Below are 24,240 nucleotides of genomic sequence, written 5' to 3' on the forward strand. Positions count from 1 at the left end.
CGTTACGTGCCAAGTGAAACGAGTTAAATGAAAAAGCCCGCTTTAAGCGGGCTTTTTTAGTTCTGTAAGCGTTTCAGCCTTACTTGGTGGCTGGCGCTGCTTCTGGCGCTTTGTTGGCGTTCTCATTGGTACGCTGCTGAGCGGCTTCAGCGTTCTTCTGAGCGGCTTCCTGGCTTTCCTTCGCCGCGTCATTCACTTTTTCCTGAGCCTTTTCCATCGACTCCTGGGACTGCTGAGCTGCCTTGTTGGCATCTTGCTGAGTGTTTTCGGACTTTTTGTCACAGGCGGCAAGGCCCAGGGTGGCAGAAAGCATCAAGGCATAGGCTAAAGATTTACGCATGGGGTGTTTCTCCTTATTGAGTGTTCACGAGGCTAAGAGCCTGCCGTCATGAGTTAAGTTCCACCCGTGATGACAATATCGGAGGCCGTTGTTTCGCGGTCGTTACAGGCCGATAGCGCTGTGCCGATTGCGGACAGTTCTGGCGAGCACCCACCAACGCAATGCGTGCGGTATCCGGCGCATGAAACACGCTCCGCGCATCATTGGCTCTTGAAATCCCTGACCCAGCCCCCACCTTGATGACTACCCGCTGTCACACGGGCTTATGCCTGATCGTGACGGCTTATACCATCCAGATCGGAGTTTGATGATTATGAGTGTGGAAACTCAAAAGGAAACCCTGGGCTTCCAGACCGAGGTAAAGCAACTGCTGCACCTCATGATCCATTCGCTGTATTCCAACAAGGAAATTTTCCTTCGCGAATTGATCTCGAACGCGTCTGACGCGGTCGACAAATTGCGTTTTGAAGCGTTGTCCAAGCCGGAGTTGCTGGAAGGCGGCGCCGAGCTGAAAATTCGTGTGAGCTTCGACAAGGACGCGAAGACCGTTACGCTTGAAGACAACGGCATCGGTATGAGCCGTGAAGACGTGATCACCCACCTGGGCACGATCGCCAAGTCCGGCACCGCTGATTTCATGAAAAACCTGTCGGGCGACCAGAAGAAGGACTCGCACCTGATCGGTCAGTTCGGCGTGGGTTTCTATTCGGCATTCATCGTTGCCGATCAGGTCGAAGTGTTCAGCCGTCGTGCCGGCACGCCAGCGAATGAAGGCGTGCACTGGTCCTCCAAGGGCGAAGGCGAGTTCGAAGTCGCCACCGTCGACAAGGCTGATCGTGGCACCCGTATTGTTCTGCACCTGAAAAACGGTGAAGAGGAATTCGCTGACGGCTACCGCCTGCGTAACATCATCAAGAAATACTCCGACCATATCGCCTTGCCGATCGAGCTGCCCAAAGAGCAGGCTCCGGCAGCCGAAGGCGAGGAGGCACCGGCGCTGGAGTGGGAAACCGTCAACCGCGCCAGCGCCCTCTGGACCCGTCCGCGCACCGAGGTGAAGGATGAGGAATATCAGGAGTTCTACAAGCACGTCGCGCACGATTACGAGAACCCGCTGAGCTGGAGCCATAACAAGGTCGAAGGCAAGCTAGAGTACACGTCGCTGCTGTACGTGCCTGCGCGTGCGCCGTTCGATCTGTATCAGCGCGAAGCACCGCGCGGCCTGAAGCTCTATGTGCAGCGCGTCTTCGTCATGGATCAGGCCGAGTCGTTCCTGCCGCTGTACATGCGCTTCGTCAAGGGCGTGGTCGACTCCAATGACCTGTCGCTGAACGTTTCCCGCGAAATCCTGCAGAAAGACCCGATCATCGACTCGATGAAGTCGGCGTTGACCAAGCGCGTGCTGGACATGCTAGAGAAGCTGGCGAAAAACGAACCCGAGCAGTACAAGGGTTTCTGGAAAAACTTCGGCCAGGTCCTCAAGGAAGGTCCGGCAGAAGACTTCGCCAACAAGGAAAAAATCGCCGGTCTGCTGCGTTTCGCATCGACGTCCGACGACAGCGGTGAACAGAGCGTTTCTCTGGCCGAGTACCTGGCGCGTGCCAAGGAAGGTCAGGACAAGATTTACTACCTCACTGGCGAATCCTACGCACAGGTCAAGAACAGCCCGCACCTTGAAGTCTTCCGCAAGAAAGGCATCGAAGTGCTGCTGCTGACCGACCGTATCGACGAGTGGCTGATGAGCTACCTGAGCGATTTCGACAGCAAGGGCTTTGTGGATGTGGCGCGTGGCGACCTTGATCTGGGCAATCTTGACTCCGAAGAGGACAAGAAGGCTCAGGAAGAGATCGCCAAGGACAAAGAGGGCCTGATCGAGCGTCTGAAAGCTGCGCTGGGTGAGTCTGTAAGCGAAGTGCGTGTTTCCCATCGTCTGACCGATTCGCCTGCGATTCTGGCCATTGGCGAGCAGGACATGGGGCTGCAGATGCGTCAGATTCTGGAAGCCAGCGGTCAGAAGGTTCCGGACTCCAAGCCAATCTTCGAATTCAACCCGGCTCACCCGTTGATCGGCAAACTGGATGCCGAGCAGAGCGAAGAGCGCTTCGGCGATCTGTCGCACATCCTGTTCGATCAGGCGGCGCTGGCCGCCGGTGACAGCCTCAAGGATCCAGCTGCGTATGTGCGTCGTCTGAACAAGCTGTTGGTAGAACTGTCGGTTTGATAGCCGGTTGACAAGAAACCCGCCTCGGCGGGTTTTTTGTTTCAGTTCCCGCGACACGTTTTTCATCTCCCTAACGATCAGGAGTCAGTAATGAGCAGCAACATTGAAATTCGTTCTGTGGTCTATCAGATCGATGGCCAGACTTATGAAAGCCGTCTTGCGTACGACCCGAAAGCTAGCGCTGCACAGCCAGGGTTGCTGATGGCGCCTAACTGGATGGGTGTCAGTCAGGGCGCTGAAGATATCGCCAAAGCGGTCGCTGCGAAGGGCTATGTGGTGCTGCTGGCTGACCTTTACGGTCAGCAGATTCGCCCGAGTAACAATGACGAGGCGGGCGCTGCCATGATGCCGCTCAAGGACGATCGCGCGTTGTTGCGCAAGCGTATGCAAGCAGGCCTCGACCAGTTGTTGAGCCAGGCGGATGTGTCTCTGGACTCAAGCAAGATCGCAACATTCGGTTTCTGCTTTGGTGGCTGCTGCTCGCTGGAGCTCGCGCGTACCGGGGCCGAGCTGAAGGCTGCCATTTCGTTCCACGGCACGCTGGACACGCCCAACCCGGCTGATGCGAAGAACATCAAGGGCTCGGTGCTGGTTCTCCACGGCGCGTCGGACCCGCTGGTGCCAAAAGAGCAGTTACCTGCTTTTGAAGAGGAAATGAACGCCGCTGGTGTGGACTGGCAGTTGCACAGTTACGGTGGGGCATTCCATTCCTTCACCGACCCGCACGCCAATGTTCCCGGCATGATGATGTACGACGCCAAAGTGTCGAGCCGTGCGTTCAAGTCGATGCATGATTTGTTGAGCGAAGTGTTCGGCTGAAGGAACACCTATCGTCCCCTAGGGCGTGCAGAGGAACACTATCGTGCCCATGCTCCGCGTGGGCATGCCGGTCTGGACGCTCTGCGTCCTCTTTCGACGCAGAGCGTCGTGAACTGCATTCCCACGCTGGAGCGTGAGGGACGAGCGGTGTTCTGAAGATTTATCGTTCCTGCAGGCACACCGCAGAGCATCATCGTGCCCATGCTCCGCGTGGGCATGCCGGTCTGGACGCTCTGCGTCCTCTTGCGACGCAGAGCGTCGTGAAATGCATTCCCACGCAGAGCGTGAGGAACGAGCGGTGTTCTGAAGATTTATCGTTCCTGCAGGCACACCGCAGAGCATCATCGTGCCCATGCTCCGCGTGGGCATGCCGGTCTGGACGCTCTGCGTCCTCTTGCGACGCAGAGCGTCGTGAACTGCATTCCCACGCTGGAGCGTGAGGAACGAGCGGTGTTCTGAAGATTTATCGTTCCTGCAGATGTACCGAAGAACACTATCGTGCCCATGCTCCGCGTGGGCATGCCGGTCTGGACGCTCTGCGTCCTCTTGCGACGCAGAGCGTCGTGAACTGCATTCCCACGCAGAGCGTGAGGAACGAGCGGTGTTCTGAAGATTTATCGTTCCTGCAGATGTACCGAAGAACACTATCGTGCCCATGCTCCGCGTGGGCATGCCGGTCTGGACGCTCTGCGTCCTCTTGCGACGCAGAGCGTCGTGAAATGCATTCCCACGCAGAGCGTGAGGAACGAGCGGTGTTCTGAAGATTTATCGTTCCTGCAGGCACACCGCAGAGCATCATCGTGCCCATGCTCCGCGTGGGCATGCCGGTCTGGACGCTCTGCGTCCTCTTGCGACGCAGAGCGTCGTGAACTGCATTCCCACGCTGGAGCGTGAGGAACGAGCGGTGTTCTGAAGATTTATCGTTCCTGCAGATGTACCGAAGAACACTATCGTGCCCATGCTCCGCGTGGGCATGCCGGTCTGGACGCTCTGCGTCCTCTTTCGACGCAGAGCGTCGTGAACTGCATTCCCACGCCGGAGCGTGAGGAACGAGAGGTGTTCTGAAGATTGTAGGTACACCGGAGAGCATCATCGTGCCCATTCTCCGCCTGGGCATGCCGGAGAACACTAGCTACTTTGCCCGACTCATAAAAAAGGCGCCTCGAAAGGCGCCTTTTTTTGTTTGTCGCAAAAGCAGTATTACTTGCCTGCCCAGCGCTTCAACACCAGCGTAGCGTTGGTGCCACCGAAACCGAAGCTGTTGCTCATGACCAGGTCAAGCTTCGCATCTTCACGCGTCTTGAGCAGGATCGGCATGTCGGCAACTACCGGGTCCAGTTCGTCGATGTTCGCCGAGCCTGCGATGAAGTTGTTTTCCATCATCAGCAGGCAATAGATCGCTTCGTGAACACCGGCGGCACCCAGGGAGTGGCCCGACAGGCTCTTGGTGGAGCTGATCGCCGGAGCTTTGGCGCCGAATACTTCGCGCACGCCTTCCATTTCCTTGGCGTCGCCGACCGGAGTCGAGGTGCCGTGGGTGTTGATGTAGTCAATGTCGCCGGAGTTGATATCACCCAGGGCCATCTGCATGCAGCGAATTGCACCTTCACCGCTTGGCGCAACCATGTCATAGCCGTCGGATGTAGCACCGTAGCCGACGATTTCGGCATAGATTTTAGCGCCGCGTGCCAGAGCGTGTTCCAGCTCTTCGACAACGACCATGCCGCCGCCACCGGCAATGACGAAACCGTCACGCTTGGCGTCGTAAGCGCGGGAGGCTTTTTCCGGCGTCTCGTTGTACTGAGTGGACAGTGCGCCCATTGCATCGAACAGGAACGACTGGCTCCAGTGCTCTTCTTCGCCGCCACCGGCAAAGACGATGTCCTGTTTGCCCAGCTGGATCTGCTCGACAGCGTTGCCGATGCAGTGAGCACTGGTGGCGCAGGCGGACGAAATGGAGTAGTTCACGCCCTTGATCTTGAACGGCGTGGCCAGACAGGCCGAAACGGTGCTGCCCATGGTCCGCGTGACACGGTAAGGACCGACGCGCTTGACGCCTTTTTCGCGCAGGGTATCCAGCGCTTCCATCTGGTTCAGGGTCGATGCGCCGCCGCTGCCAGCGATCAGGCCGGTACGCACGTTGGAAACCTGTTCCTCGGTAAGACCCGAATCAGTGATTGCGTCTTTCATCGCCAGGTAGGCATAAGCTGCCGCATGACCGACGAAGCGAAAGATCTTGCGATCGATCAGTTCTTCCAGATTCAGGTCGATGGAGCCGGAAACCTGGCTGCGCAGACCCATTTCGGCATATTCCGGGTTGAAGCGGATGCCAGGGCGGTTAGCACGCAGGTTAGCGGTGACGGTCTCTTTGTCATTGCCCAAGCAGGAAACAATACCCAGACCAGTGATAACGACGCGGCGCATGCGAGTACCCTTAGAAATTTTCAGTGGAAGTAAACACGCCGACCCGAAGGCCTTCGGCGGTATAGATTTCGCGACCGTCGACACTCACTGAGCCGTCGGCGATGGCCAGGTTCAGTTTGCCTTTCAGGACGCGTTTGATATGAATGTTGTAGGTGACTTTTTTGGCGGTAGGCAGCACCTGACCGAAAAACTTCACCTCGCCCGAGCCCAGGGCGCGGCCACGGCCGGGGTTGCCCTGCCAGCCAAGATAGAAACCAACCAGTTGCCACATGGCGTCAAGGCCCAGGCATCCAGGCATCACCGGATCACCTTCAAAGTGGCAGGCAAAAAACCACAGGTCCGGGTTGATATCCAGTTCGGCGACCAATTCACCCTTGCTGAACTTGCCACCTTCGTCGCTGATGTGTGTGATGCGATCGACCATCAGCATGTTGGGGGCGGGCAGTTGCGCATTACCTGGGCCGAACAGCTCGCCACGACTGCAGCGCAGCAGGTCTTCCCGGGTAAAGGCGTGTTGTTTGGTCATGCGAGCTCCTCAATAGTGGCGTCACTGGCTAGAACGCTGGTCCTGTCGTACCAATTCGCCAGGACCCTGTCCGGCAGCCTACTCATAGACTGTTGCGTTGTAATGAAAGTCACAGCTCAGGTGGAAATCAAGGTACACCTGTTCACTGAATTTTGTCATTCAGCCGATTTTGCTGGCTGATTTGCGTGCCAAGACTGCCGCAATTTAACATTTATCGCCAGTCACAGGTGCGTCAAAGGGCAGCCAGCGGTGTAAAACCTGCTGTAAATCAGCGTGTTTGAAAGGTTTAGCCAGGTAATCATCCATACCTGCCTGTAAACACGCGTCCCGATCACCCTGCAGTGCATTGGCAGTCAGGGCAATGATTGGGATTCGTTCCAGGCCGGAAAGTTGCCTGATTCGACGCGTGGCTTCATAGCCGTCCATGACCGGCAGTCGGCAATCCATAAGAATCAGTGCGTGGTTTCCCGCACTTGCCTTCATCACCGCTTCGGCGCCGTCCACCGCCACGTCGACTTTGCAACCCAGATTACGCAACATGGCCTGAACCACGGTGCGATTCACCGGGTTGTCCTCGACCAGCAATATGCTGCGCTCCTTGCCATGTGCATCGAGTACAGACAGCGGCTTGGCGATATCCACTGAAACATCGCGTGAAACGGGCAGCGGGATTTGCAGCGTGAACACAGAGCCTGAACCCTCCTGGCTCTCGGCACGCAATGTGCCGCCCATGCGTTCGGCAAGGGTACGGGCAATCGGCAGTCCCAACCCCGTGCCGCCGTAGCGCCTGGAAATCGAGCTGTCGGCCTGTTTGAACGCATCGAACATCGACTCCAGTCGCTCGGCGTCGATACCAATGCCGCTGTCATGCACTGCACAGGTAAAGTGCAGTTGGTCATTGTCGAGCATCGCCCATTGGGCGACAACGCTGACCTTGCCTTGCTCGGTAAATTTAAGTGCGTTGCCGATCAGATTCACCAGGATCTGCCTGATCCGGGTCGGGTCGCCTGTGACGGTCACTGTGTCCAGTCCAGGCTGAATATGCAGTTCCAGTAGCAGCTCGCGTTGCAGCGCGCTGTGGTTGAACGCGTGGGTCGAGGCACTGACCAGTTCGGCCAGATTGAACGCTATGCCTTCCATTTGCAGGGCATCGCGTTCAATGCGGGAAAAATCGAGAATGTCGTTGATGACCCGTAGCAGATGCTCGGTTGACTCGGTCGCCAGCGTCGCATACTCGCTTTGCTCAGCGGTCATGCGCGTGGTTTCCATCAGTTGCAGCATGCCCAGTACGCCGTTCATGGGGGTTCGCAACTCGTGACTCATCATTGCCAGAAAATCCGACTTGGCGCGGTTGGCCTGTTCGGCTTCCTCACGTGTCTGGATCAACTGCGCCACCGAGCGCTGCTGTTCAAGGCTGGTGCGGTGCAGGTTCTCTGCCAGATTGTTGATGTGCCGCGCCAGTGCGCCTAACTCGGCATCGTCGCTGACCGGCAGGGGCACATGGTAGTCGCCCTGCTGAATCGCCTTGAGGGCTTCGCCCATTTCCTTGACGGGTCTTGACAGGCTCAAGGCCAGGCCGCGGGCCAGCAAAAAAGCGAACAGCAACGCGCCCAGCGCCAGAACACCGGCCTTGAGCAATATTTCCTGTTGCCGTCGACTGAAGGCTTCATTGGACATCCCGACCAATACTCGTCCCAGATAGCTCTGCGACGTATTTTCAGGTGCCTGGCGATTGCCTTTGGGCGACGTGGCGGGGTGACTGTTAGCCTTTGCGCGCTGTGGGTAGACAGAGGCCTGGAATATTTCCATCTGCCGTACCAACTGCTCGTTTTCGCGGGGCTGATCTATATAGATCATGGCCGTATTGGAGCTGTCCTGAATCTCTACATAGCGAACGCTGGGCATGGACAGGGTGGCGCGCATCAACGCCTTCAACCCGTCGATATCGCCTGTCGCCACACCCGGTTCGACGGCCATAGCCAATTGATTGGCGATGAGCTGCCCGGTGTGATTGAGCTCCTGACGCAAGTCCTGAATACGCACGAAGGTGAAAAAACTGATCAGCAGAGCCGTCAACAACAGGGCAGGGCCCAGGCTGATGATCTGAGTGCGGGTATTGATATCCCAGTGCCGAAATTTCATCGGCTGCGTGCCTTGCGCGCAATGCTTTGCGCTGGTGACTCGATTGATGCGTCCATGCCTGTTCGCCCGTTGGTCGCGACCCGGTCCGGCTGTGCAGCGCAGTGCCGGGTGTCTCGATAATTCATGCTGTGCACGCATGTTAACCGAGATAGCGCGCGTTTCCAGCGAACTTGTTGTCGCATGCCGCCCTGCATGCTCGACAGATCAGCTTTGTTGCTGGCCGATACCGCGGCGCTCCGTATAATGCTGGCATCGCCACTTGCATGGCTCTGGATGGATAGTTTTATGACCACACAGCAACCAGTCGCGGTTCTTGGTGGTGGCAGCTTCGGCACTGCCATTGCAAATCTGCTGGCCGAGAACGGCCATCAGGTTCTCCAGTGGATGCGTGATCCGGAGCAGGCGCAGGCGATTCGCGTCAACCGTGAGAACCCCCGTTATCTCAAGGGCATCAAGGTTCGGCCCGAAGTCGAGCCGGTAACCGACATCACCGCCACGCTTGAGGCCTGCGAGCTGATTTTCGTCGCTCTGCCTTCAAGCGCACTGCGCGCGGTACTCTCGCCCCATGTCGAGCGCCTGAACGGCAAGATGCTGGTCAGCCTGACCAAAGGTATTGAAGCGCAGAGCTTCAAATTGATGAGCCAGATCCTCGAAGAGATCGTTCCGCAGGCGCGTATCGGCGTATTGTCCGGGCCCAACCTGGCCCGGGAGATCGCCGAGCATGCGTTGACCGCCACCGTGGTTGCCAGCGAAGACGAGGCGCTGTGTCAGCAGGTCCAGGCCGCGCTGCATGGTCGTACTTTTCGGGTCTATGCCAGCAACGACCGGTTTGGTGTAGAGCTGGGTGGGGCATTGAAGAACGTCTACGCAATTATCGCTGGCATGGCCGTAGCGCTGGACATGGGCGAAAACACCAAGAGCATGCTGATCACCCGGGCGTTGGCCGAAATGACCCGTTTTGCGGTCAGTCAGGGTGCCAACCCGATGACCTTTCTCGGCCTGGCCGGGGTGGGCGATCTGATCGTCACCTGCTCCTCACCCAAAAGTCGCAATTATCAGGTCGGGTTTGCGCTGGGCCAGGGGCTGACGCTGGAGGAGGCGGTCACTCGTCTGGGCGAAGTAGCCGAGGGCGTGAACACGCTCAAGGTGCTCAAGGTCAAAGCGCAGGAGGTTCAGGTCTATATGCCGTTGGTCGCCGGGCTGCATGCGATTCTTTTTGAAGGCCGTACGCTCAGTCAGGTCATCGAGGCGTTGATGCGTGCCGAGCCCAAGACGGACGTCGATTTCATTTCGATTACCGGCTTTAATTGAACTCATTCCGATCAGGGAGAACGTCTTGAACGAGTCGAAAATCCAGCATAACGAATCGATCCTGCTGCGCATTCTGTGGATGCTGCTGTTTCTGGGTGTATGGCACGTTGCACAGATCATTCTGGCGGGCGTAGTGCTGGTGCAATTGGTTTATCGCCTTATCTATGGCGCACCGAATGGCGGCCTGATGAATTTCGGCGACAGTGTCAGCCAGTACCTGGCCCAGATTGGTCGTTTCGGGACGTTTCACAGCGACCATAAGCCCTGGCCCTTCGCCGACTGGCCAGCGCCGCGCGCCCCTGAAGGCGAGGCGGCTCATCATGTTCCGCCAGCGCCGCATCCGGTGCGTGACGAAGAGCCAAAACTGTGAAGGTCTGGGTATTGCGTCACGGCGAAGCGCAGTCGCGGGCGCGCAGTGATGCCGAACGCGAGCTTACGGCACACGGGCGTGAAGAAGTGCTCAAAAGTGCAGTGCATCTGAGTGACAAGTCGGTGCAGCGGATCATCGCCAGCCCCTATGTTCGTGCACAGCAGACTGCCGAGCTGGTACGTCAGTCGCTGGGGTTCAATGACCCGGTCGTGACGGTGCCCTGGCTGACGCCGGACAGCAGCCCGCGTGAGGTGTTGCTCCAGCTGGACAAGCTGGGCGTCGATGAAGTGCTGCTGGTCAGTCATCAACCCTTGGTGGGCGAATTGATCGGCGTGCTGGCTCACGGCAGTCCGCAGCAGGCCGAGCCTATGAGTACCGCCAGTCTGGCCGAGCTGGAAGGCGAGTTCGTGCTGGCTGGCGCAATGCAGCTCAACAGCGTTCGACACGTTTGAAACGGTCTGTTCGAGCAATGAACTACCGCGAACGCGGCCCACTTTGAAAAAGGATTTAACATGAGTGTATGGCGTCAGGCTCCTGATATCGAAGCCCTTATGGCGGCTCAGAAAAACACTATTGGCGAGGTACTGGATATCCGCTTCGAATCGTTCACGGACGATTCCCTGACGGCCAGCATGGTCGTCGATCAGCGTACCCATCAGCCTTTCGGGCTGCTGCATGGCGGTGCATCCGTGGTGCTGGCCGAGTCTCTAGGGTCGATGGCCAGCTACCTGATTGTCGACCCGAGCAAGTATTTTTGCGTCGGGCTCGAGGTCAACGCCAACCATCTGCGCGGCGTGCGTACCGGACGTGTAACCGGTGTTGTACGTCCCGTGCACATCGGCCGCACCACCCATGTATGGGACATCCGCATCAGCACCGAAGAAGGCAAGCTCAGCTGCATATCGCGTCTGACCGTGGCGGTTGTGCCACATGGCCAGGAGCCGCCTGCCCGCTGAGTTCATGCGCCTGATTTGTGGATGGCCGGAGTGCCATCTGCGATGGCAGTTCCAGTCATTGCTGTTGCTTGAAGCGGCTGCGCACAATTGCGGCTCGTACGGCCTCTGGAAGTATCGGTATGTCGCAGCCCGTGTTCTTCGCTCACGCCAACGGTTTTCCATCGGCTACCTATGGAAAGCTGTTCTGCGCGCTGGCACCGGAATATGCCGTCACGCACCTTGATCAGCATGCTCACGACCCGCGCTTTCCGGTGGATGACAACTGGCTGAACCTGGTCGATGAGCTGATCCATCATCTGCGTGAGCAGCCCGGCCCGGTATGGGGTGTGGGGCACTCGCTGGGCGGGGTTCTGCACCTGCATGCCGCGCTGCGCTGTCCGCAGCTTTACCGTGGCGTGGTGATGCTGGATTCGCCGGTGCTGGGTCTGGCTGATCAGTTGTTCATCCGCGCAGCCAAACGTCTGGGCTTCATTGACCGCATCACGCCAGCGGGCCGCACACTGGGCCGTCGCGAGGCATTTGCCGATCTGGACGCAGCCCGCACCTATTTTGCCAGCAAGACCCTGTTTCGCCGTTTCGATCCCGACTGCCTGACCGCTTACCTTGAACACGGCCTGCAGCAGGATGGCGAGCAGTTGCGTCTGCGCTTTGACCCGGCGACGGAAATCAGTATTTACCGCAGCATTCCTCACACCAGCCCAATACCATCGCGGCAGCTCAAGGTACCGCTGGCCATGGTGCGTGGCCAACACAGCCGGGTGATCATGCCTCATCATGGTTACCTTGCCCGACGCATGCGCGAAGGCGAATACCTGTCCATGCCCGGAGGGCACATGTTTCCACTTGAACGACCGTATGAAACGGCGTCGCTGCTCAAGACGCTGTTTGCTCGCTGGAACGCCCGCAGCGCCTCCAGGGCCAGTGCATGACGCTTGCGGTGGAGGAAGTGCGCCTGAGCCTGGGGCATATCGAGCTGGCGGCTCATCTGTACGGCCCCAAGGACGGTCAGCCGGTTATCGCGCTGCACGGCTGGCTCGACAACGCCAACAGTTTCGCCCGGCTCGCACCACGTCTTGAGGGGCTACAGGTCGTGGCGCTGGACCTGGCGGGGCACGGTCATTCTGATCACCGACCGGCAGGCTCGTCCTATGCACTGGCTGATTATGCATTCGACGTGCTGCGCGTCGCCGAGCAACTTGGCTGGCAGCGCTTTGCCCTGTTGGGGCACTCGCTGGGCGCGATCATCTCTGTGTTGCTGGCAAGCTCGCTACCCGAGCGGGTCACGCGCCTGGCGCTGATCGACGGTCTGCTGCCATTGACGGGCAAGGCCGAATCCGCCGCCGAGCGAATGGGTGCCGCCATGCAGGCGCAACTCGAACTGGCGAACAAGAAAAAACCGGTTTATCAGGATCAGGATCGAGCCATTCAGGCGCGAATGAAAGGCGTGGTGGCGGTCAGTCGCGAGGCGGCTGAGCTTCTGGCTCAGCGGGGTTTGATGCCGGTGCCGGGCGGTTACACCTGGCGCAGCGACAGCCGCCTGACCTTACCCTCCGCAATACGCTTCACGGATCAACAGGCCATGGCATTCGTTCACGGCATTCGTTGCCCGACGCAATTGGTGGTTGCCTCCGATGGCATGCTGGCGCAAAGGCAGGAGCTGCTGTCAGCGCTACCCTTTGACGTCGAACGGCTGGCCGGCGGGCATCATTTGCACCCGAACGATGAGCAGGGAGCACGTTCTGTTGCACACTGTATCAATCGCTTTTTCGCTGCTTCTTGACTTGAGACCGGCAACTGCCGACGCTGAGCGGGTTGAAACAGGAGTCAACCGTGATGGATCAATCCGCAGCCTCTCGCGACCGCCTTGTCGGCGATCTTTTTTATTCTCGCCCCCTGCTTGCCTGCCGATGAGAGCACTCATGCGTTTATCAAGTGTTCCCGTTGCGGCGTTGTGCATGTCGCTGTTCAGCGCTGTCCTTTTCGCTGCCGATGCGCCGGGCAGTCGTGATCTGGAGATTTTGCCCCGTCTGACCGATACCGAAATCGTAGACTATCGTCCTGCCGCCGAGCTTGAGCGTGTCTACCCGATGGGCTCGATCCGCAAGATCAGCGGTCAGTTGCGTTTCGACGGCCAGATCAGTGCACGCGGCACTCTGACGTCGGTTACCTATCAACTACCTGCCGAACATGCATCCGACGACGCCTTTACCGCCGCTCGTGAAGCCTTGCAGCAGCAGGGTGCAGAATTGCTGTTCTGGTGTCAGGCGTGTGATTGCGGAGAAAGCAGTCTGTGGGCCAACGAGGTGTTCGGCAATGCCAAGCTGTATGGCGCGGACGACCGGCAGGCCTACCTGCTGTTGCGTCTGGCCGAGCCCCGGAGCGAAACCCTCGTCGCGCTATACAGCATCACCCGCGGCAACCGTAGGGCTTACTTGCATGTCGAGCAGTTTGAATCGGCTGCGCCGCTGGGCGAACTGCTGCCAACCTCGGCCACGTTGTTGCGCCAACTGAAAAGCACGGGCAAGCTGGAACTGCCCAAGCTGGGTGGCGAGCCACAGGAAGCCTGGGTCACGCTGATTTCCCGCGGTCTGAATCTGGACAGCACGCTGCGCGCAACCGTCTCCGGCCCGGGTGCAAGTGCATGGCGCGACGCTCTGGTGGCCAAGGGCGTGCGCGCTGCGCGTCTGGAAGCGGGCGCTGCCGATAGCCAGGGGCTGGTGATCGAGGTCATCCGCTAACCCTGATGCGTAAGGTTATGGCGAACAATGGCTGACGTCAGCCTTGTTCAGCCTTATGCTCGTGACCTCCGAGCCTATTCGTGGATGCCGCATGTTCAACAATGATCGTTTACTGGTGCAGATTCTGCTGCTCGCGCTATTCGGTGCCTGCCTCTGGGTGATGGCACCTTTCTGGTCGGCACTGATCTGGGGCGCGGTGCTGGCGTTTGCCAGCTGGCCGCTGATGCGTTTGCTGACTCGTTGGTTCAAGGGCCGTGAGTCGTTGGCCGCGCTGGTGATGTGCCTGTGCTGGATGCTGCTGGTCGCGGCGCCGCTGGTATGGCTGGGTTTCAATCTCGCCGACCATGTGCGTGACGCTACAGGCCTGATCAAGGATATTCAGGTCGACGGCTTGCCCGATCCACCGCAGTGGCTGGCGGGTATTCCGCTGGTGGGCGAACGACTGGTAGCGCTGTGGACCACCATCGATCAGCAAGGCGCGGCGTTCATGGCGACGCTCAAACCGTATCTGGGTCAGGTCGGTAACTGGGTGCTGGCACGCAGTGCGCAGATTGGCAGCGGGATTCTGGAACTGACCCTGAGCATCGTCTTTGCCTTCTTCTTTTACAGGGACGGTCCGCGCTTGGCCGCATTCGTGCTCAGCCTGCTGGAGCGTCTGATCGGTGATCGCGCCCAGTATTATCTGGATCTGGTCGCGGGTACGGTACAGCGTGTCGTCAACGGGGTGATCGGCACGGCAGCGGCCCAGGCGGTACTGGCGCTGATCGGCTTCCTGATCGCGGGCATTCCCGGCGCGTTGGTGCTGGGTATTCTGACTTTTCTGTTCAGTCTGATTCCGATGGGCCCGCCCCTGGTCTGGCTGCCTGCCACTGCCTGGCTGGTCTGGCAGGGCGAGTACGGCATGGCGATATTTCTGGGCATCTGGGGGATATTCATCATCAGTGGCGTGGACAACGTGCTTAAGCCATACCTGATCAGCAGGGGCGGCAATCTGCCGCTGGTGATTGTCTTGTTGGGTGTGTTCGGCGGATTGCTGGCGTTCGGCTTCATCGGCCTGTTCATCGGCCCGACCCTGCTGGCGGTAGCCTATAGCCTGCTGACCGACTGGGTCGGCAGCGAGCGTGCCCGCAGCAGCCGCTGACGGCGAAAGTTTCCGCCGCACCAGGACGGGCGGCGGAGCGTCACTTTACGCAGCGGTGTTCAGGTACTTACCGACTGGCTTACTGCTCTGGGTGTCATATTTTTCGCTGAGTGCGGCGATCATCTTGTTCAAGGCCTGAGTGGCAATCTGGTTGGTGTTGCCCTGATCAATGGTGTTGTCACTCTGTTTCAACGCGGCCGACAACTCGGAGGCGCTGATACTGTCGTTGCTATCGCTGTCGAGGGTACTGAACAGGCTGGCGCCGTCAGTGCTGCCGGAGGTGCTCATTTGCGCAGGCGGCATACCGGCAGGAGGCTGTTGCGGTTGCATACCGGCGACCAGCTCTTCAAGGCTGACTGTGCCGTCTTCGTCAGTGTCCAGTGCATCGAACACCTGGTTGCTGTTCGCCGTGCTGCCCGCATTGCTCAGGCCGGTGGTCAGCTCGTCGCTGCTGATCGCGCCATCGCCATCGCTGTCCAGCGAGCCGAACAGGTCTTCTGCCTGCTCATCGACCGACTGCATGGGTGGCGGCGGTGGCGGTGTCATGGCGGCCAGCTCATCGGCATCCAGGCTGTCATCGTCATTGCTGTCCAGATCGCTGAACGCCTTGCTCAGGCTGACAGTAATGCCGTCCTTGCTGTTCGACGACAAGGCCGAGCTCAGCCCATCCTTGCCGATGCTGCCGTCGCCATCGGTGTCCAGTTTTGCCAGCAACTCTTCCTGAAACTTCTTGCTGTTGGTGCTGGCGGTGGCACTGGTCGAGCTGGTGTAGCTGGAAAAGCTGCTGCTGATCCCGTTGATCATGAGTCTCACTCCCCTGAGATAAATGTGTCCGGTAGCGGTGTACCGGCCTTTGGAGGCTCGGGGCGTCAGTTGTCCTGGAGATTTAAGCTTTGTACGCAGTGTGATACAGAATGTGTCAGAGGCGCGGCAGATTCAGTATCGCGGTCAGGCCGCCACCCGGTGTTTGCGCAAGCGTCAGCTCGCCGCCGATTCTTCGCGCAGCCTCACGGGCGATGCTCATGCCCATGCCGATACCGCCCGAGTTGCGGTTGCGCGAACCTTCCAGGCGATAGAACGGCTCAAACACCGCTTCGTGAAATTCAGGGGCAATGCCCGGTCCGTGATCAACGACCGATATGCGTACGCGTTCGGCGCTGTCCTCGATCACGATATGGACGCTACCGGCATAGCGAAGCGCGTTGTCGACCAGGTTCTGCAGGCACGAGCGCAGTGCCATCGGTTGTGTTCTGAGCGGCTTGCACTGGCCTTGGTACTGCACATCATCGCCATTGTCCTGCGCATTCTCGGCCTGGGATTCGATCAGCGCCTGCAGGTCGAACTGCTGCAACGCTTCGCTGCGCCGATGTTCATTGAGGTAGGCAAGCGTGGCGTCGAGCATGCTGATCATGTCGTTGAGGTCCTGAGTCATCTGGCCATGCAGCCTTGGCTCTTCGATCTGTTCAACACGCAGTTTGAGCCGCGAAAGGGGCGTGCGCAGGTCATGGGATACCGCAGCCAGCATGCGCCCGCGCTGCTGCATCTGTTCGCGGATCTTGCGCTGCATGAGGTTGAAGGTCTGCGCAGCCTGGCGTGCTTCCTGCGGGCCGCTTATTTCAAGGGGCGGGCTGTCCAGGTCTTCACTGAGGCGCTCGGCGGCCTCGCTCAGGCGCTGTACCGGGCGGCTCAGTGCCTTGGCGCCATACCATGCAGCAACAATGAGCGTGACGAACTGAAAGAACAGCAGCACCAGCGGGCCACCCGGTGGCGGTCGATGACGTCGCCCTTGATCATCCTGCGAATGCTGCGCGTCTGGGCGGTCATCAGGTGGAGGGCGCATGCCGTATTGGGTGAACCAGATGAAAGCCAGTAAATGCGCCAGCAGAATAGCCAGCAGTGCGCCCCCGAAAAGGCGCGCAAACAGCGTGTCGAACCGGCGGATCAACCCAGCTCCCTGGCATCGAACAAATAGCCTTCACCGCGCACAGTCTTGATCAACTGCGGGTTCTTCGGATCGTCGCCGAGCTTCTGACGCAAACGCGAGACGAGCAAATCGATGCTGCGGTCGAACGCCTCGATCGATCGGCCTCGGGCGGCGTCCAGCAACTGTTCACGGCTAAGCACCCGGTGCGGCCGTTCGAGAAATACGCGCAGCAGACGGAACTCGGCGTTGGACAACGGCACCACCAGACCGTCGGCGGCTGTCAATTGACGCAGCACGCTGTTCAGCCGCCAGGCGTCAAAGCGAATGGTGGTGCGCTGATCGCTGCGTTCGTCGCGTACCCGGCGCAGAATGGTCTGAATACGCGCGACCAGCTCGCGCGGCTCGAACGGCTTGGCCATGTAATCGTCGGCACCCAGTTCCAGGCCGATGATCCGGTCAGTCGGTTCGCAGCGGGCGGTCAGCATGAGGATCGGTATGTCCGAGGTACTGCGCAGCCAGCGGCACAGCGACAGGCCGTCTTCACCGGGCAGCATCAGGTCGAGCACCACCACGTCGAAGGTTTCATCGGTCAATGCCTGACGCATCTGCGTGCCGTCGGTGACGCCACGAGCGTTAATATTGAAGCGCGTCAGGTAATCGCAGAGCAGTTCGCGAATGGCCACATCGTCATCGACAATCAGCGCGCGAACGCTCCAGCGTTGTTCGGTCGATGTGGCATCCAGGGGGGTGTCGGGAAGTGCTTGCATAGTGCGTCTGTCGCCTGCGTGTGCCGCCGTTGTCTGGCCGCTGTTGAAGATCAACGCTGCTCCTCATGCTACTTCGCCGGGAGTTGCGGCGGAAGGGTGACGTGATCGAATGTCGAGGGCATTTCAGAAATGTATCCGGCCTGATACAAAAACTGTCGAATGTGCTTTCCGGCTCGCCCCTGCTACTGGCTACTGGTAGTTCTGACAGTATCCCGTCTCAGGTAACTACCGTTTAATCAGATGGAGCACAGGCCCGGATGACCTGTGTGCTGAAAGAGAAGCGCTCATCGAGAGAGCTTTTCACACATCAACCTGCCGCAGGGCTCCTGTGAAGGGAGGGGGGCGGCAATCGGTAGCAAAGGAGTGCTGATTATGGTCGATTCGAAAACAACACTGACACCTGAACAAAGCAAGGCGGCGCGCATCGCGTACCGGCTGGCGCGCAGTCTGCGGGGTATGGACCTCAAGGCAGTGCTCGCAGTGGCGCAAGTGGCCAACATCGTGGACCCGACGGACGGGACGTTGAACAAGGACGTTTTGCTCGGTACATCGCTTGACGTTACTCTCGCCCAGTGGGCGCAGTTGGTCACTGACGATGGCCAATCCGATACCTTTTTCATCGATTGGGCAGTGGGTGAAGTACCGGCTGACGACGGATTCTTGGAAGTGTTTACAGATACGGTCACTGCACCTGTGGCCGTTGGCACCTTTCCGAAGCTGATCAACATTCCGCTGACCGCCCTTACGTCTGGATTCCCCAAACCGGCAGACGGTGTCTACAGTCTTCGCTACCGGATCAGGCAGCCGAACGACCAGGAGACTATCAGCCCGCTGCTCAAGCTGATAGTCGATACCACGCCGCCCGGCGGGCAGTCAGAGCCTGGTTCGATGGCTCTGGCAACTGTCCAGTTGACACAGGAATTCCTCGACAACAACCTGGACGGTCTGGTAGGCACACTGCCTGACTATGGCGACTGGCAGGCCGGCGACAAGGTAGCCTTTTATTGGGTTAGCGGAGTTTTACCCGTGGATCCGGTTGAGCTTCCGAGCCCGATCGGATTTGTCGGCGTAGACAACGCGATGAATAACACGGTGACATTTCCCGTCTCGGCAATCGAAGGGTCAAAGGACGAGGCCTATTACGTCGCCTATTTCCTCTTTGACAAGGCCACTAACCGCAGCCGTCTGTCTGCTTATACGCGTATCGACGTAGCGTTGGGTCTGCTGCCCGACAATCTGAAGGACCCGCTGGTGCCACTGGCGTTTCCTCCGGATAATCTGATCAACCTGCCTGACGCACGAATGGGCGTCGAGGTGCTGATCGAGTCGTTCGATAACTGGAAGCCTACCGATCGTATCGAGGTTACCTGGGGTACAGCAGTACTGTGGCCTGAGTACATGGGAGAGGTCCCGCAGTTTCCGTTTTCGGTCAGGGTTCCTGACACGGTGTTGCGTGATCAGTACGCTCAAGTGACTGGCGGTGATCAGCCTACTACAGTGAGTTATCAAGTCCTGCGTGGCGTTGTTCCGTCCGCAGTGAAAAGCATCAGTGTCAATGTCAATTTCTCCACTATCGGGCCTGATCCCGTTCCCGATCCTGACTGGCCTGATCCGGTCAACGATCAGTTGTTACCGGTCGAGGTTTACGGCGAAGTTTCCAACGAGCTGAATGTCCTGACGCCGGAGGACGATAAGACGAATGCCAGTGTCATATTCAAACTTTATGACCCGCTTCTACCGGGCGAAGTTGTAGATTTCTACTGGGGCGCAAGCCATGTGCCTGAGGTGCAATACACCGTGGTAGACACTGATAAGGCCGGAGACGAGCGCGAGGTCGAAATACCCTGGCGTTATATCGAATTTGAAGGTAATCGCCCTGATTTGCCGGTTCATTACAGCATTCGTGCCGCCGACTCAGAGAATACGCAACAATCGCCGGATACGCCGGTCAACGTGAGTGCTGTGGTCATCACTCCCGATGCCCCGGAATTTCAAGGTACCAGTCCAGGCGGATGGCTGAATTGCACCTCGCTCTATAAGGATCCTGCCAATCCATCCTCAGGAGAGCCAGGTGTGCGGGTAGTCGTTCCTGATCTATCGAACTATCTGGCGGCAGGCGATACCGTCACTCTGTACTGGAACGCTTTTCCGTCGGATCCACAAGACGATACGCCTATCTCGGGTGTCGAAAAGACCGAACATATTGTGTTGGGGGACGATTATCCAGTCACGGGTTTTACTTGGCTGGTCACGCCATACGAGACACACCTTCTGCCCACTTATGACCTTGCTGGTCATGGCATAAACGCGCGCGGGAAGATCAAGTATTCGTTCAGTCTGAAGGGCTCCACCATTACCTCACTGGAAACCACTGCCGAGGTGGGTATGTACGATGCAAATGGAGCGTGTCCTATCGTGTAGGGGGCTTTAAAGACGGATCACAGGCAGAAGGTGCCTGCGATCCTCTGCGCGCCGTGTTTTCAGTTATTGCGCCGGCCCAGGTTGCTCCCAAACAGTTTAATGAAGCTGTGCGTATGGGGGCATTTTGCCTACGCTTACCGGTACCTCCCCGTAAATTAACGACTGTCAGAGCCTCAATACCAGAACCTCCCTACATTTACATAGGAAACGTCCTACAGAGCATTCAGTTTGATCCCCGTAATCTTCCGGCCTCTTTCTCGTGGCCAGGTTCGGGCAAGGACCACGGGGTTCAACGCCGTTTCATTCAGGTAATACACCATAATGAATGCTCCATTCGCGCTGCTTCCGCTCTCACGAACACTAAAGATCATGGCGTTTCTCTCCCCCTTCCTGTCCAACAGTTCTGTCTTTGCGCAAACCTCTGTCAATGGCCCCGTGACCATTGATGCCACGACCCCGCTGGACAGCTATCGGGTGGGCAGCAATGGGGTGCTGACCTCCAATGGCGCGACCACCCTGCAAATATCTACAGTCACCGGTGCGCAGCTGACACTCAATGGCAGTCAGGTCAGCGCGGCTACCGGCACAGCAGTCTCGTTGACCGGGGCAAATGCCTTGATTACCGGAAGCCAGCTCACGGGTGGCGCGGATGGTATGGGGATGGGCAATAACACTGCGCAACTGGTTGGCTCCACGGCAACGGTTATCGGCAGCACGATCACGGCAACCAATCGTGGCGTTAATGCCGGCTCGCTCGCCAATCTGACACTGGAGCACAGCGCAGTAACGGCCACGGGCACCAACGGCAGAGGCGTGGAGATGTTTGACTCCACTGTGAAGGCGTCCGACAGCACCATCACCGGGCAGCAATATGGGATCCGTATGCGTGCCGACCCCGGCGTGCCCTCGAGCAATCTATTGACCCTGGAAGGGACCCGGGTCGAAGGTGTCACGGATTCGGCACTGATTGTCGGAACGCCCACCGGGGCGCCTGCCACTGCCACTATTTTCGTCAAAAATGGCTCCACGCTGACCGGCGGCAACGGCAAGATACTGGAGCTGATCAACGGTTCTACAGCCAATATGACCGTCGACAACAGTCAATTGCTGGGCGACATATTCGCTGACGCAGGCAGTACTGCTGGCCTGGTATTACAAAACAATGCAACCCTGACCGGACGTCTGCAGAACGTCGCCAGTTTTTCGCTTGCCAGCGGGGGGCAGTGGACGATGGTCGAAAACAGCCAGGTGGGTAACGTTTCCATGAATGGCGGGTCGGTCAGGTTTGGTGACGCGGCCTCGTTTTACACCTTGTCACTTGCAAGCCTGTCAGGGAGCGGCACGTTCATGATGGACGTGGATTTCGGCGGCGCGGCCACAGACTTTCTGGATATCACCGGCAATGCAACCGGCAGCCATTCCTTGCTTATCGGCAGCACCGGTACCGATCCTCTCAGTGACACCTCTCTGCACGTAGTACATGCCGCAGCCGGCGATGCCAGTTTTTCCCTGGCAGGCGGCGCCGTGGATCTGGGGGCATGGTCCTATGACCTGATCAAGCATGGCGCAAACGACTGGTATCTGGACACCGCCACCCGAACCATCAGCCCGGGCGCACAGACTGTCATGGCGTTGTTCAATACCGCACCGACTGTCTGGTACGGAGAGTTGAGCACGTTACGTTCGCGCATGGGTGAGTTGCGCATGGACCAGGCCCGTTCCGGTGGCTGGATGCGTACCTACGGCAACAAATTCAATGTCGCCGACGCCTCGGGCTTCGGATATCAGCAGGTTCAGAGCGGTGTTGCTCTTGGCGCAGATGGCAAGCTGCCTGTGGGGTCGGGGCAATGGCTGGCGGGTGTCATGATCGGACAGAGCACGTCCGACCTCAGCCTGGATCACGGTGCCAGTGGCAAGGTCGACAGCTACTCGCTGGGCGCTTACAGCACTTGGCTGGACAGCGAGAGCGGCTACTACGTCGATGGCGTGATCAAACTCAATCAGTTCAAAAACAAGGCCAGAGTCAATCTCAGCGATGGTTCCCGCACGCGCGGCAACTACGACAATCTGGGGGTTGGCGCGTCACTGGAGCTGGGGCGGCACATCAAACTGGACAACGGTTATTTTCTCGAACCCTATACCCAACTGGCGGGCCTGGTCGTTCAGGGCAAGGACTATGCACTGGATAACGGTATGCATGCTGAAGGTGACCGCAGCCGGTCGCTGCTCGGCAAGGTCGGTACGACGGCGGGGCGCAGTTTTGATGTGGGCAAGGGGCGTACGCTACAACCTTACGTGCGGGTTGCCGTGGCTCACGAATTCGTCAACAGGAACGAGGTCAAGGTCAACGACAACATGTTCAATAACGACCTCTCTGGTTCCCGTGGCGAATTGGGTGCGGGCGTTTCGGTGTCGCTATCTGACAACCTGCAGCTGCATGCTGATTTCGATTACAGCAACAGCGATGCCATCGAACAGCCGTGGGGTGCCAGTGCAGGCTTGCGTTACAGCTGGTAGTGACAGTGAAGCGACTGGCGCTGATGCGCCAACGGTCCTATCACTTGTGCCAGTATCCGCAAAAAAAAACAGGGTGTTAACTGACAGGCATGGCGGTCGGCAAACGGGTCGGCCACCGCTTTCTCGTGCTGGAGGCCCGGCTCATGTCTGTCATTTCAAAGTGGATCGAACGGATCAGAATCCTTTTCTGGCCGGCTTCATGGCGCAAGAGCGTGCTGCTTGCGCCGCCCTTGATCGCCGAACTCCTCCCTGACGTACCCGGCGGCGAACCCAATCTGCTTCCCAGCAGTGCCTGGCTCGTGCCGTTGCGGGTCGATTTTCCCATGTGGCAAAACTCCGGGCCCAGCCTGGACTACCCTGAGTATCTGCGCGTGTACTGGAATGACGTGCTGCTGGACGAGAAGGTCTGGACCGGACCTGTACAGCCTGACGATCTGTTCATCATGATCGCGCAGCAACACCTTGGCGAAGGCCGGCATCGACTCCGTTATAGCGTCCAGACCGCGAACCAGATGCTGACTGAATCCGAAACACTGGCCTTTGTCATTGATAAAACGGCACCGGTATTCGCAGACGAAGAGGCGCTGATTTTTCCGCAGGAAATCGTCAGCGACGGTCTTACCGCCGCCTGGCTGAACACTCATGACGACACCGTGCTGGCCGAAGTGCCCGCGTATTTTTCGCCGAGCCCCGGGGATCTCGTTATCTGGTACTGGAGCAGTACGCCGACGGGATCGGAGCACACCGGAACCCTGCCGCTTGAAGAGTCCGATATCGGTAGCACGATTAGTATTGCCTTCGACAAGCAAATGGTTCTAGAGAGTGGCGATGGCATTCGTTATGTGTCCTACAAGTTGAAGGATCGCTCGGGGAATGCCGGGCCCCGTGCGCTGGCTGTTTCGCTGCTGGTGTGCGCTCGGCCAGTACCCCGTGTGCTGCCACCCCCTCAGGTTCAGAAGACCACAGGCCGGCCAAGCGCCAGTACGCTCGATCCGGTAAATGCTTATCGGGGCGCAGTGGTATCGATACCTGAGGATGCCGTGATTGCTCCCGGTGACACCGTCCGCGTTCAGTGGGCCGAGCCCGGTAGTGTGGGTTCCTTTCTTACGGAGGTAGCAGACTCGAGGCTGTTCAACGTGCCTTCCACTCAGATTGCCCAGCATTTCGGCAAGTCGATCCCGGTGTACTACGAGGTGTTCGAAAATAGCGCCGACCCACCTTATCTTTCGGACCGGCATACTCTGACTATTCTGGGGATGACAGGCTTTCCAGTCGTGCAGTGTGACAAGGTCTCCGGAGCGATTCTGAGCCTGCAGGACATTCCCGACGGAGGCTACGCACAGTTCAAGCTCGACAGTTGGTCATTCATGGGCACTGATCAGTTCATCACCATTGATGTGCGTGGTGTCAGCGGTGCTAATGATGAGTTGTTGATCGTTAACGTTCTGGATGAATACCCGGTGCCGCTGGTGGCCGATAGAATCGACGCCGGTGTTATCAGCAAAACGGATTTGAAGGCATTTAATATCGACACTCAGCTGGATGTCCGGGTGCGTGTGAGTTTCGACCAGAAGCTCTCCTGGCAGTCTTTCCCTTCGCTCAGACTAATGTTGTACCCCTGAG

Annotated in this window: 20 protein-coding genes; 13 read left to right on the top strand and 7 right to left on the bottom strand. The window is 58.4% G+C overall.

Annotated features, from left to right (window positions below):
• Nucleotides 1-79 precede the first annotated feature (79 nt).
• Nucleotides 80-340 (bottom strand): lipoprotein, encoded by a 261-nt coding sequence (locus tag LJU29_RS10720; protein ID WP_002552985.1) that lies wholly within the window; start codon nucleotides 338-340, stop codon nucleotides 80-82.
• A gap of 313 nt (nucleotides 341-653) precedes the next feature.
• Between LJU29_RS10720 and htpG the strand changes: the two genes are divergently transcribed.
• On the top strand, nucleotides 654-2,561 hold the full coding sequence (gene htpG, locus LJU29_RS10725) for a molecular chaperone HtpG (protein ID WP_054076485.1): 1,908 nt from the start codon (nucleotides 654-656) through the stop codon (nucleotides 2,559-2,561).
• Between the two features lie 90 nt (nucleotides 2,562-2,651).
• The gene (locus tag LJU29_RS10730; RefSeq protein WP_004664702.1) at nucleotides 2,652-3,380 is read left to right on the top strand and encodes a dienelactone hydrolase family protein; all 729 of its coding nucleotides are present in this window, start codon (nucleotides 2,652-2,654) and stop codon (nucleotides 3,378-3,380) included.
• 1,200 nt (nucleotides 3,381-4,580) lie between these two features.
• On the opposite strand, the gene fabB is transcribed toward LJU29_RS10730, so the two are convergent.
• The 3 genes from fabB to LJU29_RS10745 form a co-directional block, all read right to left on the bottom strand.
• Nucleotides 4,581-5,804 carry a beta-ketoacyl-ACP synthase I gene (gene fabB, locus LJU29_RS10735; RefSeq protein ID WP_002552988.1) on the bottom strand — a complete coding sequence of 408 codons (1,224 nt, stop codon included), beginning with the start codon at nucleotides 5,802-5,804 and terminating at the stop codon, nucleotides 4,581-4,583.
• Nucleotides 5,805-5,814: 10 nt separating this feature from the next.
• A complete protein-coding gene (gene fabA / locus LJU29_RS10740; protein ID WP_002552989.1) occupies nucleotides 5,815-6,330 on the bottom strand; it encodes a 3-hydroxyacyl-[acyl-carrier-protein] dehydratase FabA in 516 nt (171 codons plus the stop codon).
• A gap of 204 nt (nucleotides 6,331-6,534) precedes the next feature.
• Complete coding sequence (locus LJU29_RS10745; protein WP_057452849.1) at nucleotides 6,535-8,472, bottom strand: ATP-binding protein; 1,938 nt, start codon at nucleotides 8,470-8,472, stop codon at nucleotides 6,535-6,537.
• A 285-nt stretch (nucleotides 8,473-8,757) separates the two neighbouring features.
• Between LJU29_RS10745 and LJU29_RS10750 the strand changes: the two genes are divergently transcribed.
• The 8 genes from LJU29_RS10750 (at nucleotide 8,758) to LJU29_RS10785 (ending at nucleotide 14,988) form a co-directional block, all read left to right on the top strand.
• On the top strand, nucleotides 8,758-9,783 hold the full coding sequence (locus LJU29_RS10750; RefSeq protein WP_002552991.1) for an NAD(P)H-dependent glycerol-3-phosphate dehydrogenase: 1,026 nt from the start codon (nucleotides 8,758-8,760) through the stop codon (nucleotides 9,781-9,783).
• Between the two features lie 25 nt (nucleotides 9,784-9,808).
• Nucleotides 9,809-10,153: a DUF4389 domain-containing protein gene (locus LJU29_RS10755; RefSeq protein WP_004658921.1), complete on the top strand. Its 345-nt coding sequence runs from the start codon at nucleotides 9,809-9,811 to the stop codon at nucleotides 10,151-10,153.
• Nucleotides 10,150-10,605 (top strand): phosphohistidine phosphatase SixA, encoded by a 456-nt coding sequence (sixA, locus tag LJU29_RS10760; RefSeq protein WP_004658919.1) that lies wholly within the window; start codon nucleotides 10,150-10,152, stop codon nucleotides 10,603-10,605. The genes LJU29_RS10755 and sixA overlap by 4 nt, the downstream gene beginning before the upstream one ends.
• A gap of 60 nt (nucleotides 10,606-10,665) precedes the next feature.
• Nucleotides 10,666-11,109 (top strand): hotdog fold thioesterase, encoded by a 444-nt coding sequence (locus LJU29_RS10765; RefSeq protein ID WP_004664705.1) that lies wholly within the window; start codon nucleotides 10,666-10,668, stop codon nucleotides 11,107-11,109.
• Between the two features lie 119 nt (nucleotides 11,110-11,228).
• Complete coding sequence (locus LJU29_RS10770) at nucleotides 11,229-12,038, top strand: alpha/beta fold hydrolase (protein ID WP_005753362.1); 810 nt, start codon at nucleotides 11,229-11,231, stop codon at nucleotides 12,036-12,038.
• Nucleotides 12,035-12,889, top strand: coding sequence for an alpha/beta fold hydrolase (locus LJU29_RS10775; protein WP_257112290.1), 855 nt, complete (start codon nucleotides 12,035-12,037; stop codon nucleotides 12,887-12,889). Before LJU29_RS10770 ends, LJU29_RS10775 begins: the two co-directional genes overlap by 4 nt.
• Before the next feature lie 139 nt (nucleotides 12,890-13,028).
• On the top strand, nucleotides 13,029-13,847 hold the full coding sequence (locus tag LJU29_RS10780) for a DUF4892 domain-containing protein (RefSeq protein WP_257112292.1): 819 nt from the start codon (nucleotides 13,029-13,031) through the stop codon (nucleotides 13,845-13,847).
• 91 nt (nucleotides 13,848-13,938) lie between these two features.
• On the top strand, nucleotides 13,939-14,988 hold the full coding sequence (locus LJU29_RS10785) for an AI-2E family transporter (protein WP_257112293.1): 1,050 nt from the start codon (nucleotides 13,939-13,941) through the stop codon (nucleotides 14,986-14,988).
• Between the two features lie 45 nt (nucleotides 14,989-15,033).
• Here the strand turns inward: LJU29_RS10785 and xopAW are convergent, their stop codons facing one another.
• The 3 genes from xopAW to LJU29_RS10800 form a co-directional block, all read right to left on the bottom strand.
• Nucleotides 15,034-15,792 (bottom strand): XopAW family type III secretion system calcium-binding effector, encoded by a 759-nt coding sequence (gene xopAW, locus LJU29_RS10790; protein WP_057424157.1) that lies wholly within the window; start codon nucleotides 15,790-15,792, stop codon nucleotides 15,034-15,036.
• 115 nt (nucleotides 15,793-15,907) lie between these two features.
• Nucleotides 15,908-16,933, bottom strand: a complete 1,026-nt coding sequence (locus LJU29_RS10795; protein ID WP_004664713.1) for a sensor histidine kinase — start codon at nucleotides 16,931-16,933, stop codon at nucleotides 15,908-15,910.
• Nucleotides 16,930-17,679 carry a response regulator gene (locus tag LJU29_RS10800; RefSeq protein ID WP_004661894.1) on the bottom strand — a complete coding sequence of 250 codons (750 nt, stop codon included), beginning with the start codon at nucleotides 17,677-17,679 and terminating at the stop codon, nucleotides 16,930-16,932. Before LJU29_RS10800 ends, LJU29_RS10795 begins: the two co-directional genes overlap by 4 nt.
• 372 nt (nucleotides 17,680-18,051) lie before the next feature.
• Between LJU29_RS10800 and LJU29_RS10805 the strand changes: the two genes are divergently transcribed.
• The 3 genes from LJU29_RS10805 to LJU29_RS10815 all read left to right on the top strand — a co-directional run bounded on the left by LJU29_RS10805 (nucleotide 18,052) and on the right by LJU29_RS10815 (nucleotide 24,239).
• Entirely contained in the window at nucleotides 18,052-20,100 is a 2,049-nt protein-coding gene (locus LJU29_RS10805) for a hypothetical protein (protein WP_005753376.1), read from the top strand.
• Nucleotides 20,101-20,421: 321 nt separating this feature from the next.
• Complete coding sequence (locus LJU29_RS10810; protein WP_257112295.1) at nucleotides 20,422-22,617, top strand: autotransporter outer membrane beta-barrel domain-containing protein; 2,196 nt, start codon at nucleotides 20,422-20,424, stop codon at nucleotides 22,615-22,617.
• 89 nt (nucleotides 22,618-22,706) lie between these two features.
• Nucleotides 22,707-24,239, top strand: a complete 1,533-nt coding sequence (locus tag LJU29_RS10815; protein WP_257112296.1) for a hypothetical protein — start codon at nucleotides 22,707-22,709, stop codon at nucleotides 24,237-24,239.
• Nucleotide 24,240 lies beyond the last annotated feature (1 nt).

The organism is Pseudomonas ficuserectae (genome assembly GCF_024584585.1).
GTDB classification, from domain to species: Bacteria; Pseudomonadota; Gammaproteobacteria; order Pseudomonadales; family Pseudomonadaceae; genus Aquipseudomonas; species Aquipseudomonas amygdali.

Coding starts and splice junctions, on each gene's coding strand:
- LJU29_RS10720 (WP_002552985.1), bottom strand. CDS start 340: ATGCGTAAATCTTTAGCCTATGCCTTGATGCTTTCTGCCACCCTGGGC.
- LJU29_RS10770 (WP_005753362.1), top strand. CDS start 11,229: ATGTCGCAGCCCGTGTTCTTCGCTCACGCCAACGGTTTTCCATCGGCT.
- LJU29_RS10815 (WP_257112296.1), top strand. CDS start 22,707: ATGGCGGTCGGCAAACGGGTCGGCCACCGCTTTCTCGTGCTGGAGGCC.
- LJU29_RS10745 (WP_057452849.1), bottom strand. CDS start 8,472: ATGAAATTTCGGCACTGGGATATCAATACCCGCACTCAGATCATCAGC.
- LJU29_RS10780 (WP_257112292.1), top strand. CDS start 13,029: ATGCGTTTATCAAGTGTTCCCGTTGCGGCGTTGTGCATGTCGCTGTTC.
- LJU29_RS10765 (WP_004664705.1), top strand. CDS start 10,666: ATGAGTGTATGGCGTCAGGCTCCTGATATCGAAGCCCTTATGGCGGCT.
- htpG (WP_054076485.1), top strand. CDS start 654: ATGAGTGTGGAAACTCAAAAGGAAACCCTGGGCTTCCAGACCGAGGTA.
- xopAW (WP_057424157.1), bottom strand. CDS start 15,792: ATGATCAACGGGATCAGCAGCAGCTTTTCCAGCTACACCAGCTCGACC.
- fabB (WP_002552988.1), bottom strand. CDS start 5,804: ATGCGCCGCGTCGTTATCACTGGTCTGGGTATTGTTTCCTGCTTGGGC.
- LJU29_RS10800 (WP_004661894.1), bottom strand. CDS start 17,679: ATGCAAGCACTTCCCGACACCCCCCTGGATGCCACATCGACCGAACAA.
- LJU29_RS10775 (WP_257112290.1), top strand. CDS start 12,035: ATGACGCTTGCGGTGGAGGAAGTGCGCCTGAGCCTGGGGCATATCGAG.
- LJU29_RS10750 (WP_002552991.1), top strand. CDS start 8,758: ATGACCACACAGCAACCAGTCGCGGTTCTTGGTGGTGGCAGCTTCGGC.
- LJU29_RS10810 (WP_257112295.1), top strand. CDS start 20,422: ATGAATGCTCCATTCGCGCTGCTTCCGCTCTCACGAACACTAAAGATC.
- fabA (WP_002552989.1), bottom strand. CDS start 6,330: ATGACCAAACAACACGCCTTTACCCGGGAAGACCTGCTGCGCTGCAGT.
- LJU29_RS10805 (WP_005753376.1), top strand. CDS start 18,052: ATGGTCGATTCGAAAACAACACTGACACCTGAACAAAGCAAGGCGGCG.
- LJU29_RS10785 (WP_257112293.1), top strand. CDS start 13,939: ATGTTCAACAATGATCGTTTACTGGTGCAGATTCTGCTGCTCGCGCTA.
- LJU29_RS10730 (WP_004664702.1), top strand. CDS start 2,652: ATGAGCAGCAACATTGAAATTCGTTCTGTGGTCTATCAGATCGATGGC.